The organism is Rhodoplanes sp. Z2-YC6860, assembly GCF_001579845.1.
Lineage (GTDB): Bacteria > Pseudomonadota > Alphaproteobacteria > Rhizobiales > Xanthobacteraceae > Z2-YC6860.
Window position 1 is genome coordinate 653,711 of the sequence record NZ_CP007440.1, and the last position, 17,218, is coordinate 670,928.

11 protein-coding genes are annotated in these 17,218 nt (G+C 55.2%); 8 read left to right on the top strand and 3 right to left on the bottom strand.

Features of this window, described 5'->3' with window-relative positions:
• Nucleotides 1-4: 4 nt before the first annotated feature.
• The gene (locus RHPLAN_RS03080; protein ID WP_084244213.1) at nt 5-1,189 is read right to left on the bottom strand and encodes a DUF6361 family protein; all 1,185 of its coding nucleotides are present in this window, start codon (nt 1,187-1,189) and stop codon (nt 5-7) included.
• 120 nt (nt 1,190-1,309) lie between these two features.
• On the opposite strand from RHPLAN_RS03080, the gene RHPLAN_RS03085 reads away from it, so the two are divergent.
• On the top strand, nt 1,310-4,708 hold the full coding sequence (locus RHPLAN_RS03085; RefSeq protein WP_068013728.1) for a TM0106 family RecB-like putative nuclease: 3,399 nt from the start codon (nt 1,310-1,312) through the stop codon (nt 4,706-4,708).
• A gap of 47 nt (nt 4,709-4,755) precedes the next feature.
• Here RHPLAN_RS03085 and RHPLAN_RS38105 read toward each other — a convergent pair whose 3' ends face one another.
• Nucleotides 4,756-5,118, bottom strand: a complete 363-nt coding sequence (locus RHPLAN_RS38105; RefSeq protein WP_237180034.1) for a hypothetical protein — start codon at nt 5,116-5,118, stop codon at nt 4,756-4,758.
• A 459-nt stretch (nt 5,119-5,577) separates the two neighbouring features.
• Entirely contained in the window at nt 5,578-6,633 is a 1,056-nt protein-coding gene (locus RHPLAN_RS38950; RefSeq protein ID WP_157100020.1) for a hypothetical protein, read from the bottom strand.
• Between the two features lie 81 nt (nt 6,634-6,714).
• Between RHPLAN_RS38950 and zorA the strand changes: the two genes are divergently transcribed.
• The 7 genes from zorA (at nt 6,715) to RHPLAN_RS38965 (ending at nt 16,856) form a co-directional block, all read left to right on the top strand.
• The gene (gene zorA, locus RHPLAN_RS03095) at nt 6,715-8,781 is read left to right on the top strand and encodes an anti-phage ZorAB system protein ZorA (protein WP_157100021.1); all 2,067 of its coding nucleotides are present in this window, start codon (nt 6,715-6,717) and stop codon (nt 8,779-8,781) included.
• A 28-nt stretch (nt 8,782-8,809) separates the two neighbouring features.
• Nucleotides 8,810-9,841, top strand: coding sequence for an OmpA/MotB family protein (locus RHPLAN_RS03100; RefSeq protein ID WP_068013733.1), 1,032 nt, complete (start codon nt 8,810-8,812; stop codon nt 9,839-9,841).
• Nucleotides 9,841-11,286, top strand: a complete 1,446-nt coding sequence (locus RHPLAN_RS38110; RefSeq protein ID WP_084244215.1) for an EH signature domain-containing protein — start codon at nt 9,841-9,843, stop codon at nt 11,284-11,286. Before RHPLAN_RS03100 ends, RHPLAN_RS38110 begins: the two co-directional genes overlap by 1 nt.
• A complete protein-coding gene (locus tag RHPLAN_RS38115; RefSeq protein WP_084244217.1) occupies nt 11,283-14,165 on the top strand; it encodes a DEAD/DEAH box helicase in 2,883 nt (960 codons plus the stop codon). Before RHPLAN_RS38110 ends, RHPLAN_RS38115 begins: the two co-directional genes overlap by 4 nt.
• 196 nt (nt 14,166-14,361) lie before the next feature.
• Nucleotides 14,362-15,324 carry a hypothetical protein gene (locus RHPLAN_RS38955; protein WP_157100022.1) on the top strand — a complete coding sequence of 321 codons (963 nt, stop codon included), beginning with the start codon at nt 14,362-14,364 and terminating at the stop codon, nt 15,322-15,324.
• A gap of 71 nt (nt 15,325-15,395) precedes the next feature.
• On the top strand, nt 15,396-16,223 hold the full coding sequence (locus tag RHPLAN_RS38960) for a hypothetical protein (RefSeq protein WP_157100023.1): 828 nt from the start codon (nt 15,396-15,398) through the stop codon (nt 16,221-16,223).
• 261 nt (nt 16,224-16,484) lie between these two features.
• Complete coding sequence (locus tag RHPLAN_RS38965) at nt 16,485-16,856, top strand: metallophosphoesterase family protein (protein ID WP_157100024.1); 372 nt, start codon at nt 16,485-16,487, stop codon at nt 16,854-16,856.
• Nucleotides 16,857-17,218 lie beyond the last annotated feature (362 nt).

Genomic DNA, 17,218 nt, shown 5'->3' on the forward strand with positions numbered 1-17,218 from the left:
TGGCTCAGCCGAGCCCTTGGCGGATATCGTTGGCGATGGTCTTGACCCTAAACCATCGATAATCGATCTGCCCGGCGCCCGACGCTTCGTTCCAGCGTTCGAGCGCGCGGACGTTGCCGAGCCGCTTGCGTGTGCGCTTAACCTGGGCTTCCCGCGCCGTGATGATGGATTGCGCCGTCGGGTCGTCGGCGATATCGGCGAGCTTCGCGCTTCGAAGCGTATGATCGATCCAGCGGTCCACAAACTTGCGTGTCGGCGGCGATACGGCGTGCATCGATTCCGAGACGATCGCCCAGAACCGCTTACGGTCCCAGGACACGTAGCGTGCTCGGGCATCCTCGACCAGTTCCGCCCAGGTGCGGAGCTCGTCGCGGTATTCGTCCTGCAAGCGTTTTCGGTTCGCGTCGCAGGCTAGCATGAAATTGTAAAGTAACGCCGCGCCGTGCATCAGCTCGGAAAAATTTTGTGCATGCGCAATTTGGCTCTTGAGCGACGGTCCAAGCTTGGCGGCAAAGGTCGTTTCCCAGACGAAGTCGCTGTCGAACTCCGCATCGGAGCTGCTGAGAAGCTCGCCGTACACTGTCGGGCCGAATTCCCAAATCCGCTCGGCGAGGTATTTGGCTTCGCGCTTGTCGAGAGTGAAGGTCGTTCGTTCGAGAACGCCGGATGGGGACGGCGGCAGGCTCGAGCTCCATGAAGCACTTTCGGCAGACTGCTCGTCTTCGGCGACTAAACGGCGGCCTGACGCCGGATAAAAAGCGGTAAACTCGCGATGATATTGCTCCTGCGATCCCGCAAACCGACGGACGCCGAGCCTCCCTAGACCGGCCCAGTAGATGCTGCTTGGCAACCGTGCCAACTTATCCTGGGCCAGCGTACCGATGATGCCGTCGGTCTCGCCGCCGTCTTCGAGCGCATGGATAAGGCGAATCTCGTCGCGCCGCGCAAGCCGTTCGATATCGGCGGGCAGCGTGCGGCGGCGTTCTAACTCCTGGTAAATCCATGGGATGAACAGAAAATAACGCGCCCGGGTCTGGATGGTGCTGGTCGACGGGAACAACAAGTCGGCAAAGGTGTCGCGAATGCCGCCAAGTCCCAACTCATCGCGGGTGTCCTTTTCGCTAAAGAGAGCGATGACATCGGACATTTTGCGGCGGTCGTCCTCCGCAAAATCCACCCAGGTGAACATTGACGACAAAGGCCGCCCCCGAATCGTACTAACGACAGCAGTTTAAAATGTCCGCTAAGATTTCTTAGCCCGCGACCAATGGTTGTGCAATCTCAGGTTTAGTCGTATGATACGTTTTCCATGCAAAGCGTAGGCGGAACAATACATCTCTTCGCATCAGATCTCGTCGGCCACCTAAACTGCCGCCATCTGACTGAGCTTGATCTTGCTGTCGCCCACGGAGAGTTGGCAAAGCCCTCCGTCTGGGACCCGGTTCTCGAGCTTTTGACGGAACGCGGCTCCCAGCACGAGCAAAACTATGTCGACCACCTCCGCACCAACGGGATGACGTTAGCCGCTGTCGATGGCGTGGGTGTCGATGCGGCGTCAGTGGGCAAAACACTCCATGAGATGAGAGCCGGCACGGCGATTATCGTACAAGGTGCATTGCAAGCAGGCCGATGGGGAGGACGAGCGGACGTTCTACGGCGCGTTGAAATCCCGAGCGCCCTCGGAGGCTGGTCTTATGAGGTGGTCGACACCAAGCTGGCCAAGGAAACCAAGGGAAATACCGTACTGCAGCTCTGCCTCTACTCAGACCTGCTTGCTCTTTCTCAGGGCCGCATTCCTGAATCTTCTTTCGTTGTTGCGCCCGGCACGGGTTTTGAGCCGCAAGAATTCCGGATCGCGGACTTCAGCGCGTACTACCGTCGAGTGCGGGCTAGTCTTGAGCGAGCAGTAGATCAGGGTCCGCAAAGCGTATATCCGGAGCCGAAACCTCATTGCGAAATTTGCCGGTGGCGAACGCGATGCGATGCCAAGCGGCGCGAGGACGATCACCTTTCGCTTGTCGCCAACATTTCGAAAATCCAAATCGGTGAACTTGAGCGCCAGACGGTCGGCACGACTGCGGCGTTGGCCAAACTTTCGCTACCACTGCCATGGAAGCCGGACCGCGGCTCAGCGCAAAGCTACACCCGAATTCGTGAGCAGGCGCGAATCCAGGTAGAGGGACGCGAGCAGGGAAAAGTCATCTACGAGCCCCTGAAGCCGGAGCATAGCTTTGGTCTCGCGCTCCTTCCAGAGCCGTCTCCAGGCGACATCTTTCTGGATTTTGAGGGGGATCCATTTGTCGATGGGGGCGGCCTCGAATTCCTATTTGGGTACGCGTTCCGCGATGATGCCGGTACCGTCCGATATCGTGCTGACTGGGCCCTCTCGCGGATTTCAGAAAAGGAGGCGTTCGAGTGTTTCGTAGATTTCGTAATTGAGCGCCTGGATATACATCCAGGTCTACACATTTATCACTTCGCGCCTTACGAGCCTGCTGCGCTCAAGCGCCTCATGGGAAGATATGCGACTCGGGAAGACGAACTAGATCGCCTGCTGCGGTCTATTAAGTTTGTCGACCTCTATGCAGTCGTGCGGCACGGAATTCGCGCGAGCGTTGAAAGTTATTCGATCAAGAAGCTTGAGCCGCTCTATCAGTTCAAACGGCAACTGCCGCTGTCGGACGCTGGCAAGACGCTGGCGAAGGTGCAAGCTTGCCTCGAACTAGGCGACTTCGATGCTATCACTGAACAGGACCAACAAACCGTCGAGGGCTATAACCGGGACGACTGTCTGTCGGCCTGGAAGCTGCGCGATTGGCTCGAGGGGGTACGAACAGCCGTCATTCAATCCGGCGCGGCTATTGATCGACCGGCGCCGGAGCCCGGCGAGGCCAGTGAGGAGCTTACTGAATGGCAGGAGAAGGTTGCCGCGCTGGTTAGCCGCCTCACGCACGGCGTGCCGATCGATCCGACGGAGAGAACAGCGGAACAGCAGGCCCGATGGCTACTTGCGAACGTGATTGACTTCCACAGACGCGAGGCAAAGTCAGCTTGGTGGGAGCATTTTCGGCTCGCGGCGCTGTCAGCAGAGGATCTGTTGGAAGAGCGGGCGGCTCTGTCGGAATTGGTCTTCGTGGAGGCGGCGGGTGGTACGACGAAGGCACCCATTCATCGATATCAGTTCCCGCCGCAGGACACTGATATCCGGGGCGATGAAGACCTCAGGATGCTCGGCGGTGAACCATTTGGTTCGGTCCAGGCGATCTCGCTTGAAGAGCGCACCGTGGACGTCAAGAAGCGCCAAGATACAGCCAGCGTACATCCGGTGGCGGTTTACGCACATAAAGTCATTTCTAGCCAAGTTTTGGCCGACAGCCTTTTCCGAATCGGTGGACATGTAGCGGAGAATGGAATCTCCGGCAACGGTCCGTACCAAGCCGCTCGAGATCTCCTCTTGATGTCCGCGCCTCGCACCGGCGGAGAGCCACTTAGAATAGGCAGCGAAACGCCGCTGGCGGCGGCTGTGCGCGTCGCGCGAGCTCTTGATGGTGGGACACTTCCGTTACAAGGGCCACCAGGGTCCGGGAAGACTTACACCGGCGCCCACATGATCTGCGCGCTCGCCAGATCCGGACAGCGCATGGGGATCACAGCCAATAGCCACAAGGTCATCCGCAACCTTCTCGATGAGACAATCAAGATTGGGGAGGAACTTGGCGTTTCAATCGAATGCGTCCAGTTGATTCGAGATCATGAAGAGAAGTCTGTTCCGCACCTCCAGTTCGCGAAGAACAATGCCAAACTACTGGCTGCCCTTGGGACCTCTTGCCAGGTTGGCGGCGGTACTGCGTGGCTTTGGGCGCACCCAAATGCGTCGGAGGCGGTGGACGTTCTGTTCATCGATGAGGCAGCCCAGATGTCTCTCGCGAGCGTCCTTGCGGCCTCGCAGGCGGCACGAACACTGGTGCTTTTGGGCGATCCCCGCCAGCTCGAACAACCTCTTCAAGGAACACATCCGGAGGGCACTGATGTTTCGGCCCTTGATCACATGCTCGGCGATCATGCAACGATCCCTGCTGAGCGCGGCCTATTCCTAGAAGAGACATGGCGGCTGCATCCTAACATCTGCGCTTATACTTCCGAATTGTTTTACGAGGGTCGTCTCCGATCTAGGGCTGGCCTAGAACATCAGCGAATAGACTCGGCTGGCGACCTGGACGGGTCTGGCCTGCGTTACTTGCCTGTTTTGCACGAGGGTAACCAGAACTCGTCGCCGGAGGAGGCGGACAAAATTCGCGAACTTGTCGAGGGATTGTTGAAGTCCGGAGCCAAATTCACTGATAAAGATGGCAAACAGAGTCCTATTGGACTGGACGATGTTCTTATCATCGCGCCCTACAACGCTCAGGTCTTCAAACTCCAGGACCGCATCCCGGGCGGGCGGATTGGCACAGTCGACAAATTCCAGGGCCAACAAGCCCCTATCGTCATCTACTCTATGACGACTTCCACGCCGGCTGACGCGCCGCGCGGAATGGAGTTCCTCTACAGCCCGAACCGACTCAATGTGGCCACGTCACGTGCCAAAGCTCTGTGCATTCTGGTTGGCTCTCCGCTGCTGTTCGAAGCAGAATGTCGAACGCCGAGGCAGATGCAGTTGGCGAACGCCTTTTGCAGATATCTGGAGATGGCGACACCGCTCTCGTAATGTGCTTGAAATCCGACGCGGTCGAGCAGCTTGTACCGTCCTCGATGTCAAGAGCGAAAGATCTGTGCCAGTCGCGTGGTGCGTTCGAACTCGTTCTCGATAAATTCGGTCAGACCGGGCGACAATTCTTCGCCGGTTCGGTCGGCGCGGTCACGAATCTCTTGAGCAATTTCGCGGGTTACGTCCCGCGCCCACCCTTCTGCAGTGTTGAAGCACACGATGCGGACGGGGTTGCTGTATTGTCCCTCCTTAAGGCCGCGAATTATCGTCTCTCGATCGGCCTGCTCTTCATCAACTTCGCGGTAAGCTCGGCCAAGTGATCCGAAGTCGTCGAGCACGACATACACATCGCTATTAAAGCCGGGAACTATAGACGGGCTGGGCATAGGAAGCTCCATCCAACGCAGCACTCTTAACTTCCCAATATAGATGATCTAGCCATATTGAGGAGTTCAGATTGCGTCCGCCGGCTGCTGCGAGGTTGCAGCCCTCGCGGCTTTGATTCTTGCTTTGTGCTTTGATATTTGAAGGGTCGTTTGCCAAGCACGGCGGTCGGCACCGAACTTGGCCTACGAGGTCAGTCACTCACGTGTGCGTTCGTTCTCTATTACAATAGACGTTTACTACGGACACGACAGCAAGCTGGCGTCAGGGAACGTGCTGTGCAGCATCGTTGCATAACTCTGGATGATCTGACTTCTGCGTTTATAAAGGGGTGCGAGCAGTCCAAGCGACCAAGTGGCGCGTGACTGATCCAACGCATATCGGGGCGGACCGAGAACCGAATGTTGTTGGGACACCAATAGAAGATTCCACCATGAGCCTGAGAGGGAAGTGGTGCGCTGGCTCTCAATCGTCAAATAATTACATTATTGCCGAGACAACCAAGCGAGGTCTCTGGTCTGCTCACCCTTATGTGAGATCAGTACATCCCACTTTCGCTCAGAAATAACCCGTCGGGCGTAAGCTCTGCCTGCGTCGTCTTGACCATTGCTGACGTGACGTTCCCACCAACTTTCCAAACCCTGAAGTTTCTTCCAACTCGGCGGCAGCCTATCGTACTGATCTTGCAGCTCTGCCAGAGTCCTATAAAGTGCCCGCCGACTGGAAAATTCTGCAGCGACGACCGTTAAACTGTCTCGCAGCAGATTGGTACGAGGCAATAAAACTCCGATAACGATTTGGATTTCATCGATTAGCTTGGGCGATGGAGTTGCCCGCGGCGCAGGCGGCGGAATTCGGACGGAAGCCGCTTCAGCGGCTGCAAGTTCTGCGGCCTCACGCAACCCGCGTTCCTCTTCGATCGCTTGTCGCAGAAGCTCGGCCTCGATTTTTACATCTTCGCCGATTGCCGCATTGCCCTTCAACCGCGCGATGTCGGCTCGGAGTCCCGCTTCTCGAGCCTTTGCGGCAAGCAACTCTGCAGCAATCAGTCTGGAGCGGGTTTCCGCTGATGTGCTCTCGGCTTCGTTTAGATCAACCTTAGTCAGGCCTAGTATGCTTGCGAGTTCCGATCGGAGAGATTCAAGATCCGTGAGATCGGAGCGTTTCGCGAATCGAACAAACCAATCCCCGCCGATGCCGGGAATTGGTTCGCCAAGATATCTGCCCGTTCGCAGGACGTGAAATCCTGCCTCTCGTAAAGCGATGGCGCTACGTTCGCACGCCGTAGCAGACCCAGGGAGGACCAAATATGCCTCCGCTACACCATCGATCACACCAAACGAAATCGTTGGGGTGGCAGCCTCGTAAGTACAACGGTCGGGAGGAATGGCCACACCGTTGACTTCGATTTGGTCGCCAGGCGGCAATAAAGGATATGCCAAGCTCCGCCAGATCGCGCCCTTCCGGCCGTCGGGCAGCACCACGATGCGGCACTCTTGCAATTCTAAAAGTTGCAACCCGTCAAAAACCGAGATCATCATAGAGGCGCTTTGGGGTTATCCCTCATCGTCAGTTGGCGTCCGGTCGGCTTAGAATGATGTGGGGGTGGGGGAAAACGAGCAATGCATTCGGTAGCCAGTGTAATTTCGCAACCGGCCGCAATCTACGGGGTCGTCTCCGTTCTTGGCCTTTGGGCATTTATATCTGGTTGGTCCCTGTTCGTTGGGACCTCAAAGCTTGCCGCGGCCCTCGCTCGTGCGGCCGATCTCATCCAGCGAACAAAAGATCCACTCGAATTTGCCGTCAATTACGAAGCCATTTCCATGCAATTGGGGAGCGATGCGATCTTAGGATCGCGGTGGCGAGAGTATCGCGACTCGCTACTAACCCCTAGCCAGCCAAACCGTCCGGTACGAGCAACAAGCCGTGCCGGTGCTTGGTTTGACTTCGGGCTATTTCGAGTTCCGGGCATACAAGTCGATTTGCGCTACCACGCAGCGCTGCCAAATCTGTTGGTGGGCGCTGGCCTGCTATTTACGTTTATCGGTCTTGCGGCTGCTCTAGGAACCGCGGGCGGTATCGTAAGTGGCGTGGATCAGAGCGGACGCAACACAGCTCTGCAGACCTTGCTTGATGCCGCATCATTTAAATTCATTACGTCACTCGTTGGCTTATTTTTGTCGATTGCCTACGCTCTTTTTCGAAAGCGGCGCTTGCGAACCGTTGAACGGGCGCTCGACGGATTTGTTTCGACCCTGGAAAATCGAATTCCGCTGCTCACACCAACAAGTTTGCAATTTGAGGCAAATGAACATCTCAAGCGGCAGTCTACTCAGCTTGAAACATTCTCGACTGATCTCGCGGTCAATCTCGCTTCCGTATTTGACAAAGCCTTCGACGATAGGTTGGGCCAACATATTGGGCCCTTGACTGAAGCCATGCAGCGGCTCGCTGGTGCTCAAGGCAGTCGAAATGAAGAAGCCATGCAATCGATGACCGATTCATTTCTGGAACGATTGCACGGTGGTGCCGGCGATCACATGCAAGGTGTTGTGACCAGCCTTCGCGAGTTGGGTGTTCGCCTCGAAAGTTTACAGACCGGCCTCGGCGACTCTGCCGTTCGAATGGCGCAGTCTGCGGATGCTATGGCGACACGTATGGGTGAGGGGGCAGAGACGGCTTTGTCTCGGGTTACGGATCAGATGGGGGGTCTCGTCGAGACATTACACATGATGGCGGAGCGATCTCAAAGCGCCGCATCCGAAGCAGGGAGTCAAATGGCCTTGCGTATTGAAGCCGCAGCTGCGGGATTCGAGGAGGCAGCTCGATCGGTAGCATCCGTTCTCTCTGGCGCTGCGTCGAATCTTGAGACGCGCATGGGCCAACATGCCCAGGTCAGTTCCGCAAGGCTCTCTGAACAATTCCAAGCGATGATCGATGAGCTGCGTGGATTGGCGGAGATGAGTCGCGCTACCGGCGCTCAGGCATTCGCTGCTTTAGCTGAGAAGGTTGGTTCTGCCGCGGCGGGATTTGAAACGACGGCGAACCGGGTCAGTGAGACACTGCAAGGCGCGGCAAATAAAACGGGCAGTACGTTAGAACAGGGAGCAGAAGACGTGGTCCAACGTCTGGCTGCTGCCGCGGACGGTTTGGGTAGTCGGGTTTCTTCTCTCACGGCGGCTGCAGATTCGATAGCGGTACGTATTGCAGAATTAAACCGATCAGCAGGAGACGCAGCTAAGCCGCTTGTCACCACAGCCGAGCATCTTCGTTTCGCGGGGCAAGCCGCGCAAAATGCTGCGGAGCCCCTCAATCAGGCGGCAGGTACCATCAGTCGTTCGCTGGACCAGGTGGCCGGCGTTGCTCAGCGCCTCAATAGCGCGCAGGCGGCGTCCGAACGTTTGATCGAAAGTTTGAACGCCGCTGTGCAACGGTTCGAGGGCGTCGATCAAGAATTGGCGCGCACACTTCAAGGACTGCAAACTGGCCTGCAAGGTTTTGCTCGAGAAGTGGCAACGGTCGTCAGCCAAACCGATCAGAACTTGGCTAAGGCAGCGACTCAGCTTGGCAGCCTAGTCAATAGTTTGCAGACAAGTCTGGAAGATTTCGCGATGACGACCACGAGCTCCACAGCCTTAGGCAAGGCTGACGGAGATCCAGCAGTTCTTCTGACAAATCAACGCCCTTGATATGTTCGCGTAGGGGACGCGTAAAAAAATGTCTGTAACGGACACCGCCGATGAGAGTGCCGGAGAAGGTTATTTCGCATCGGCAAGCGACCTGATGGTCGGCATTCTGTTCGTGTTCCTGCTTATGCTAACCGTATTTGCCCTCAATTACAAAGACGCAGAAAACGACCAAAAAGTTGAGAAGGCCCGCTACCAATTGGCGCTCGAACGTGCCGCGGCAGCTGAAAAGCGCGCTGAACAGGCCGAAGCTCAGGCAAAATTAGATGCAGCCAAAGCCGCAGCTCAATTGGCTGAAAACCAACGGCTGCGCGATCTCCTCAACTCTGCGGTCGCGAGGCTGCAACAGGATGTTCGAGAACGAACGGAGGCTCGCGAGCGTATTTTGAATTCATTGGAACAGCAACTCGCTGCCAGGGGCGTCAAGGTCTTTATCGATCCGGTATCCGGAGTCTTGCGCCTTCCCGAGGACCTCCTATTCGATGTAGGCGAATCCTCGATACGTAAGGATCGCAAAGATCGCTTTGCTGCGCTCAATACACTTGCGGATGTACTCGCCCAAGTCCTGGCCTGTTTCGGCTCAAACGGGGAGCGATCGGGGTGCCATGGCTTTGCTTCGTCGATCCTCGAAACCGTCCTGGTGGAAGGTCATACCGACAGGCAAGGGTACCGAAAGCGAGTGGTGCCGGTGCCGGCTGGAGTGTCAATTCTACCTAGCATTTCGACGACAGTTCAGCTTGAAGCGCCCAATCAACGCGCCAGCTCGGAAGAATCGCAAAATCGAAATGATCGGCTGTCTACTGAACGAGCACTGACCGTATTTAAAGAGCTTCAGCGAGCTCAACCCGCTTTGGTTGGCTTACGTAACGGCGAGAAGCTGCCGCTACTTGGCTTCTCGGGCTACGGTGATCGTCGACCGTTACCGGAGGCCCAAGGTTCAACGGCGGACGATTATCGCAAGAATCGACGTATCGACTTGCGCTTTGTGTTGTCTGCCCGCAGCTCGACCGAGCTGGAGAAACTGCTAAAGCAGATCGAAGACGTTCTAGGTGGGCGGCCATAATGTATACGCGCCAAGCCTTAGCTGCTCTTCAAGCGACGTCTCGTTCGCTTTCGCCGGCGAAACATCTCCCCGCGCGTCTTGCGAGCGCTGAAGCAGTGCAATTGCTTGGCGCAACCCAATCGGCACCCGCCGAGCCTGCTGAGGCGGTTCTAGAGCTGTTGCGGCGGAAGCTTGTGGCCCGATTTTCTAACGCTGCCTATGATGTTCAAATCTCACGGAGAGACCTAAGCAACGCCCCCTGGTTGCTTTGGCATCACCAGCAGCCTTTGGCAAACATTTCCGGCTTACTTGAGGCGGTATACGCCCAATCGATCCGATCAAATTCCACTCGTCGCAATTTCATCGAAGCTTGGGTTCATGATTTCTCAACCGAGGGGCCCGCAATTGGAAAAGCGGGTGCCGCTATCCGTCTGTTATTGACGTCGACGCGAGATCCAAGACTTGAGCATTGGCGAATTGGAGATCGCGTCGCGAGCGTTTTCGACCCGAAAGCTGGGCCATGTCAGTTTGCTAATTGGCTGCTGAATGGTCCTCAAACTGTCGATGAAATATTTGAAATGACCGGCTTTGCCGATCCGTTTCGATCGGTCGGGGGCTTCATGCGCGTCGTTCAGCAAGAACTATTGAAACTGGCTGAGCCAAAGTTAGGAGGCGAAGCGGGCGAGCAAGCTTTGGCGCGATTGGTCGCTTGCTTTGCTCCAGGAAACCAACTGCGCTTTCAAGAATCTCAATCGAGAGGTGAAATTGCCCGCGGATTGCTTGCGCCATGGATCGAAAGCGAGCAAGAACCAACGGAATCGGTTCGACGCGGTGTCCAGGCATTTTTATTGAAGTATGTTGGCGATCCCCGCATTCATCCGGCGCGTTGGAGTGACGCCGGCGATCAGGCCACGAGCCTTATGAGACGCTGGCTGACACGTGCATCGTTGAGCGCATTCTTTGAACTTATTCGCGACCATGCTCTCGATTCCCACTGGCGGTATCGCGAAGCGTTTTGGACTGCCTGTCTAGACAAGGACGAAACGGCAGATGCCTGGTTAGTCTTTGGTCGAAATATCCATGCATCGGCGCGTGCCATTCGAGAACTCAACGGAAGTTACGGACGACTCGAAGGTTCTGGCGTGTCTGGCGATCACGCTGTGATGTTACTCAAGATCAAAAACTTGATCTTTTGTGAGTGGAGCCACAATGGGAAGCTACGCGTGTGGTCGGGCGATTGGAAAGATGCTCCACGCCTCAATCTTCCGAGCTATACCCGAGCCGACCTTACCGCCAATGGGCTGCCATTCCCGCCAAATTCAAGATTTGGATCCAAAGGTGCAGGTGATGGGGGCGGGCTGAGTCATATTGGATCGGACCGAAGCTATTGGCAGGGAAGTGCAGCGGAATTGCTGGCGCGTCGCGCTCGCATTTCGCTGGGTCCGGCCGATTGGTTGCCCCGATGACACATCAGTTTTCATTCGCGGTGACACCTGCCGCTACTGAGGTTAAGTTGATTGGGCCCGAGGGGCCTGTCCCAACCGATCTTTGGCCGATAGAGACACCCGACCCGCTTTTGCGAGGCGTTGATTTGGTTCAGCGTTTGATCGCCGCTGGTAGCGCAATTGCGGAAGGGGATACGCTTCTCATCGAACACCGCGCGATTTCGGGACTTTCTGTGAATGAGGCTGCGTCTCTCCAATTGCCGGCGCTTACCAATGCAGTCGCGCATGTTCGCACCAGCGGGTTAATCACTCGTCCGGAATTTAACGCAGAACTAAATTGGCGCCGGCCGACGGGACAAGAGATCGTCGGCGCAACCAGGACAGGGGCATGGCTAAAGATTGGGGATGAGTGGCAAAGAATTCCCGATACGCTATTTGACATAACCGAATCTGTAGACCGCCTAAACAACACGTCGGGGGATGATTTCGCCGCGAGATTGACATCGATCGCGGCCTTGCGAGAGGCTCTCCCGCCCGCTGCTGCATCAAACAATGTGGACACCGCTGGTCTGCTGGGCGAAATGACAATTGCTATTGCCGATGCATTCTCTCTTGATTTGAAAGGAGAAGGTGCAAACGCAAAGCTTGTCCCAGTATTGCATCGAGCCGGTGGTGATCCGGAGGAGCCACTGTTGCCCGCTGATAAACAGTTCGCATTCGCTGAGGATCAGTTCAACCGTTTCAACACCGCACGACCTGTCTACACGTTGGGTAGTGGATGGTATGTCGTTTTGGCGCCGCCGCTACGCCGTGCCCTTGCGGAGGTTCGCCGCGTACAAGACGCGCCATGGGCGACAAAACGTGCATTGATCGCGTCCCCGAGATCGTTCCTTCGCCAAGTGTCGGATGCGGTTGTTGAGGACATCCTATTGGAAACGGTGTTTCGAGAAACAACCGCTTATGCGGATCGAGTAGTCGGCCTCGGACTTTGGTCAGCCCGGGTTCTTCCGTGGATCAAACTCGGAGGGTCCGATTGGTTTGGCCCAGAGGCTGAATCCGAGTCAGAACAGCAGAGGCGGGGTTCAGGTCGAGAGAGCTCGGGCGGAATTATTGTTGGTGACCAAACGATCCCTTTGACGATTGAAGAAGCGGAATTGCTACGGGAGCGAGTTGAAAGTGCCATGGGTGCCGGCCGCACAACCGTCCCGCTCAATCACCACGAGACTATGGTGCAAGTCCCAGCGACCTACGACACCTTGGCAGCTCTGCAGGCACTCGAGATATCTCGAACATCCACGCGCAACAAGTCACCGAAAGATGCGTCCGCCCTTCCAGAAGTGCTGGTAATTCGGCCGAACGAAGAATTAGTCGAAGTTGAGGGCGCCTTTAATGCGCGCGCTTCAATTCCATTCGCAAAGCCTGACGGGCTCGCTACGGCGCTCAAGCAACATCAAGTCGATGGCCTTCTGTGGCTACAGAAAGCGTGGGCAATCGGGAGGCCTGGCATTTTGCTCGCCGACGACATGGGGCTTGGAAAAACGATCCAAAGTCTCGCATTTCTCTCTTGGTTGAGGGCGGGAATGATTGCAGGTCGCATTCCACATGCACCAATCCTTATCGTTGCACCTACGGGGCTCCTACAGAATTGGCGGGCAGAGCATGACCGTCATCTGGTTGCGCCAGGTCTTGGCCGCTGCATAGAGGCCTATGGACGTTCTCTTAGCGCGATGAAAAGTACCGGGAGTGATGAGCGTCCTGGACTCAGTACCGATTCATTAAAAAGTGCCGACTGGGTTCTCACAACTTACGAAACGCTCCGGGATTACGATCGGGATTTTGGCCGCATTCGCTTTGCAGTCATTTTGTTTGATGAAGCACAGAAAATAAAGACGCCGAGCGTCAGGATTACGGATGCTGCGAAAGCTATGAATGCAGATTTCCGCATCGCTCTAACTGGCACGCCCATCGAAAATCGACTGGCTGATCTTTGGTGCATTACCGACACCATTCACCCTGCATACCTGGGCGATCTCAAACGATTTAGCGCCCAGTATGAGAAGACGCCGGATCTTGATCGGCTGGCGGCTCTCAAAGCCAGCCTCGATCGGTGGCAAGGAGGACGTCCACCAATTTTGTTGCGCCGGCTAAAGGAGGATCAGTTACCAGACCTGCCCACTCGAAATGAACAGGTGCGAGAGCTGGTCATGCCGGCCACGCAATTTTCGGCCTATGAGGCGACCATTGCGGAGGCGCGAAGGGATCGAAGACCAGGTGCCGTCCTCGAAGCCCTTCTTCGCTTGCGTTCGTTGTCTTTGCATCCAGATGGCCAGATGAAATGCAGCGATGAAGAGTTCATCTCAGGATCTGCCCGAATGATCCTAGGGTTTGAAACGCTCGACATGATTGCTGGGCGAGCAGAGCGCGCTCTCATTTTTCTTGACGATCTAGATATGCAAGCGCGACTTGTCGGCATCATTCAACGGCGATACGGGCTCTCTACAACCCCAATGGTGATCAACGGCCGAGTGGACGGCATATCGCGCCAGGCCCGGGTGGATAAGTTTCAATCCAACACCGAAAAATTCGATGTGATGGTCCTTTCACCGCGAGCCGGAGGAGTTGGACTGACGCTAACGAGCGCAAATCACGTCATCCACCTATCGCGATGGTGGAATCCGGCAGTCGAAGATCAATGCACGAGTAGGGTGCACCGCATAGGTCAAGGCCGCTCTGTCTATGTACATGTGCCGATAGCGAAACTGCCAGATGCGCGTGCCTCTTTTGATCAAAATCTTCATGCACTCCTGCAGCGTAAGCGAAAGCTTATGAAAGAAGCCCTCATGCCACCGGCCGCTACAGAAACCGACCGGAATGATTTGTGGCAAGCGACGGTAGCTTGATTGTCTCGGCGTTGCTCTTTGTACGGCCTCACCAATGTATGGCCGGCTATTGACGAGTTTGTAGAGCGCGCCCTTGTCGATCACCTAACCGCAACGGTTGCGGGCGTTCTCGGCGGCCTGTTGCAGCGCCGGTGTCGTGCCCGACCCGGGTCTGGTGAGACGCCTTGTCGTCATTATCTCTGGGAGATTCAACATAATGTCAGACGCATCGACTGGCCCATTTTGTGAAATTCGCGGGTTCGTAGAACGAGACATCGACCTGTGGCTGGCGGAAGAACTACGCGTCAACGATCTCTTTGCGCTGTGGTTCTGCGATCATGCCAGGCCGTCTTCACAACTTCCTTGCTCCGCTGTGCTGCGAACGCGGGTCTCTGTGATGACTGAGAATGGTGAAACAGATGTTGAAGCCATTTTCCTGACTTCGGACGGACGAAAGCTAGCACTGCTCGTAGAGAACAAAGTTGAACACTCACTAACTGAAGATCAATTGGAGCGCTATTATGCGCGTGGGCGATATGGTGTGAATCATGGTCTTTGGAATGATTTTCGGGTCATCGTATTTGCGCCGGCATCAAAATTATCGAGCTACGAAAACCTAATCAGAAATACTCCTACGGTATCATTTGAGGATGCGGCAGCGTTTATCTCGAAGAGCTCTCTCGACCGGCGGGCGACTTATAGGGCGCAATTTTTAGATCGCGCCTCTGTTCGGCATGAGCTTGAATCGGAAGGATCGGATGCATTCAGGCTGGCGTTTTGGAAAGGGCTATTCGAAGATGTCGAACGTCGGTATCCCAATTATTTTTCGTTCCCAATCCGGTACCCTAAAACGACATATATCGCGGCCAATCCGATAGGAGCGCCCAAATATTTTCGGATTGATCTCAAAGGAAATCTTGGTGAAGTCGATCTGTCATTCAATAACGAAAACCCGCTTCCGCTTATGACCTTCCTCGAGTCTAAAATGCCCGACTCTGTCGCGGTCGTTTTCAAAAGGCGCTCGATTGCGTTGCAGATTACAGGTCTGCCAAAATTTCACGTAGCAGATGGCGTTGAGGCGATCGATAAGGCGCTGCAGGCCTTCGCGGCAGCCTACGAGCTGTCGGAGTTCTGGAAAGTCCATCGAACTTTCTTCGACAATCACTACGAAACTTCATAAGAAGGCACGGTCGAATACGTCTGGACGAGGTTATCGTCTGGCCGCCCACAGTCATGACAGGGGAATCCCGAATGAAGAATACCTGGGCCGCTTCCAATCTTGCGGGCTCAGAAGAAATTTTTGAAGCTCTGCACACGGGCTTAAAAGTGAGCCTTATTGCTACACCGCGCGATAGACTTAAGACCTGTCGTTCCGATGAACGGGTATCGGATGTGCTACAGAGAAATACTGAATCTTACGATTACATCCCGGTTGTTGACGTAAAAACTGGAGACAACCAGCCCATAATTGGGCTCTTTCATGCCGCAAATTATAAGAGCAATCATGTGGCTGACGGTCGAATTCGGGGCATCTTCAAACCCATGTCCGAAGAATTCATAATAGGTCCCGATTCTAGAATTCTGGATTTTATTAAGGACGCAGATGCGAGGCCATGCCGTCTGCTTGTGTCCGGATCCAATATCACGGGGCTGGTCAGCCTATCCGATCTGCAACGCCTGCCGGTTCGGGCGGCGTTGTTTGCTCTTATCACGGGGTTCGAAATCACGATGATGGATGCCATAAGGCGAATATATAAAAGCGAAATGGATTGGATGAGCGTCCTTAGTCCAGACAGAAGAAGCCATGTTAAATCGGAGAAGAAGAAATCGGAAGAGACCGATGCATTTGTTGATACTTTGCTGTTCACACAGTTCGCAGACAAAAAATCATTGATAAAGAAGCGATTTACCAAAGTTAGAACCAAGTCGTCGCTCGAAAAAACGTTGAAAGCAATTGAAGCGCTGCGAAACAAAGTGGCGCATGCGAATGAATACGCAGATAGTCCTTCGCAGGCGCGCACTGTTTGCAAAACGGTGAGAGAGTTACTGCAATTAAGGTTAGAAATTGCGGAGCTATGATTTGACCCGCGTTGCAGAAAGACGGCGTTTTTCAATGTTCGGCCAAGGGTACGACGTAATTATCACGACGCTATTCGTTGGTTCCGAAGCCTGCCGGTGTGGTTAGAGTTTGCTGGCCTTCGCATTGTTCATGCTTGTTGGCATGAGCCGTCACGTGTTGCTCTACAGCCCTGCCTTGCTAGCCGGGCCCGTTTCACAGATGACGGATTACGAGAAGCCCTTCGGCGCGATTCAAAAGTGTATGGCGCCGCTGAGATATTGATGAAGGGGCCTGAGGAGCGTCAGCCATCCGAAATGTCATTTTCAGACAAGGATGGTCATGTGCGACGCGAAATGCGTCTCAATTGGTGGAAACTTGACGCCACGACATTCCGGAGGGCGGCTATCGGAATGGATGACAGACGAGAGGAGCTACCGGATGTCGAGCTACCAACAGATTTCAGATACCGTGAAAGCAAGCCGGTGCTATTTGGCCGCTATTGGATGAACGGGAAGGCGAAGCTCACGTCTTCGAAGGCCGCTTGCCTAGATTTCAGCGTCGCTAAAGAAGGCTACCTCACCGCATATCGTTGGTCTGGAGAGGGAATACCGTCGTCCCGCAATCTCGATTATGTTTCTGCTTGGGCTCCATAGACGCGACATCATTGATGGCGTTGGGAGAGGCACGTCAAGAAGGAAAACGGCTTATGCCAAGCGGAAAAAGCGGCGATCCTGAAATACGGCGCCAGGCGGTCATCGACGCATGCGAAGCCCTGTTGTGTCGGGCCCCGGAGTTGAACCAATCGATTAACGAGCACAGATGGGTTCTTGAGTTGGCCCTGAGAGGGCTCGTTTGGGAATACAGCGAAGCGTTAGGTGTGGAGGGTGGCAAGCACGAAGGTTGCAGAAAGTGGTCTACCAGCGCCCTGGCGCTGTACCGCGTGGATCGAAAGGGTTACAAAAAGAAAGTTGTCTTTGAACATGTGTATCCCCGAGCGATTGCCATCAAAGATCTC

Excerpts from the sequence above, each read along its gene's own strand:
- RHPLAN_RS03080 (WP_084244213.1), bottom strand. The coding sequence starts at position 1,189 with ATGTTCACCTGGGTGGATTTTGCGGAGGACGACCGCCGCAAAATGTCC.
- RHPLAN_RS03085 (WP_068013728.1), top strand. The coding sequence starts at position 1,310 with ATGCAAAGCGTAGGCGGAACAATACATCTCTTCGCATCAGATCTCGTC.
- RHPLAN_RS38950 (WP_157100020.1), bottom strand. The coding sequence starts at position 6,633 with ATGATGATCTCGGTTTTTGACGGGTTGCAACTTTTAGAATTGCAAGAG.
- zorA (WP_157100021.1), top strand. The coding sequence starts at position 6,715 with ATGCATTCGGTAGCCAGTGTAATTTCGCAACCGGCCGCAATCTACGGG.
- RHPLAN_RS03100 (WP_068013733.1), top strand. The coding sequence starts at position 8,810 with ATGTCTGTAACGGACACCGCCGATGAGAGTGCCGGAGAAGGTTATTTC.
- RHPLAN_RS38110 (WP_084244215.1), top strand. The coding sequence starts at position 9,841 with ATGTATACGCGCCAAGCCTTAGCTGCTCTTCAAGCGACGTCTCGTTCG.
- RHPLAN_RS38115 (WP_084244217.1), top strand. The coding sequence starts at position 11,283 with ATGACACATCAGTTTTCATTCGCGGTGACACCTGCCGCTACTGAGGTT.
- RHPLAN_RS38955 (WP_157100022.1), top strand. The coding sequence starts at position 14,362 with ATGTCAGACGCATCGACTGGCCCATTTTGTGAAATTCGCGGGTTCGTA.
- RHPLAN_RS38960 (WP_157100023.1), top strand. The coding sequence starts at position 15,396 with ATGAAGAATACCTGGGCCGCTTCCAATCTTGCGGGCTCAGAAGAAATT.
- RHPLAN_RS38965 (WP_157100024.1), top strand. The coding sequence starts at position 16,485 with ATGAAGGGGCCTGAGGAGCGTCAGCCATCCGAAATGTCATTTTCAGAC.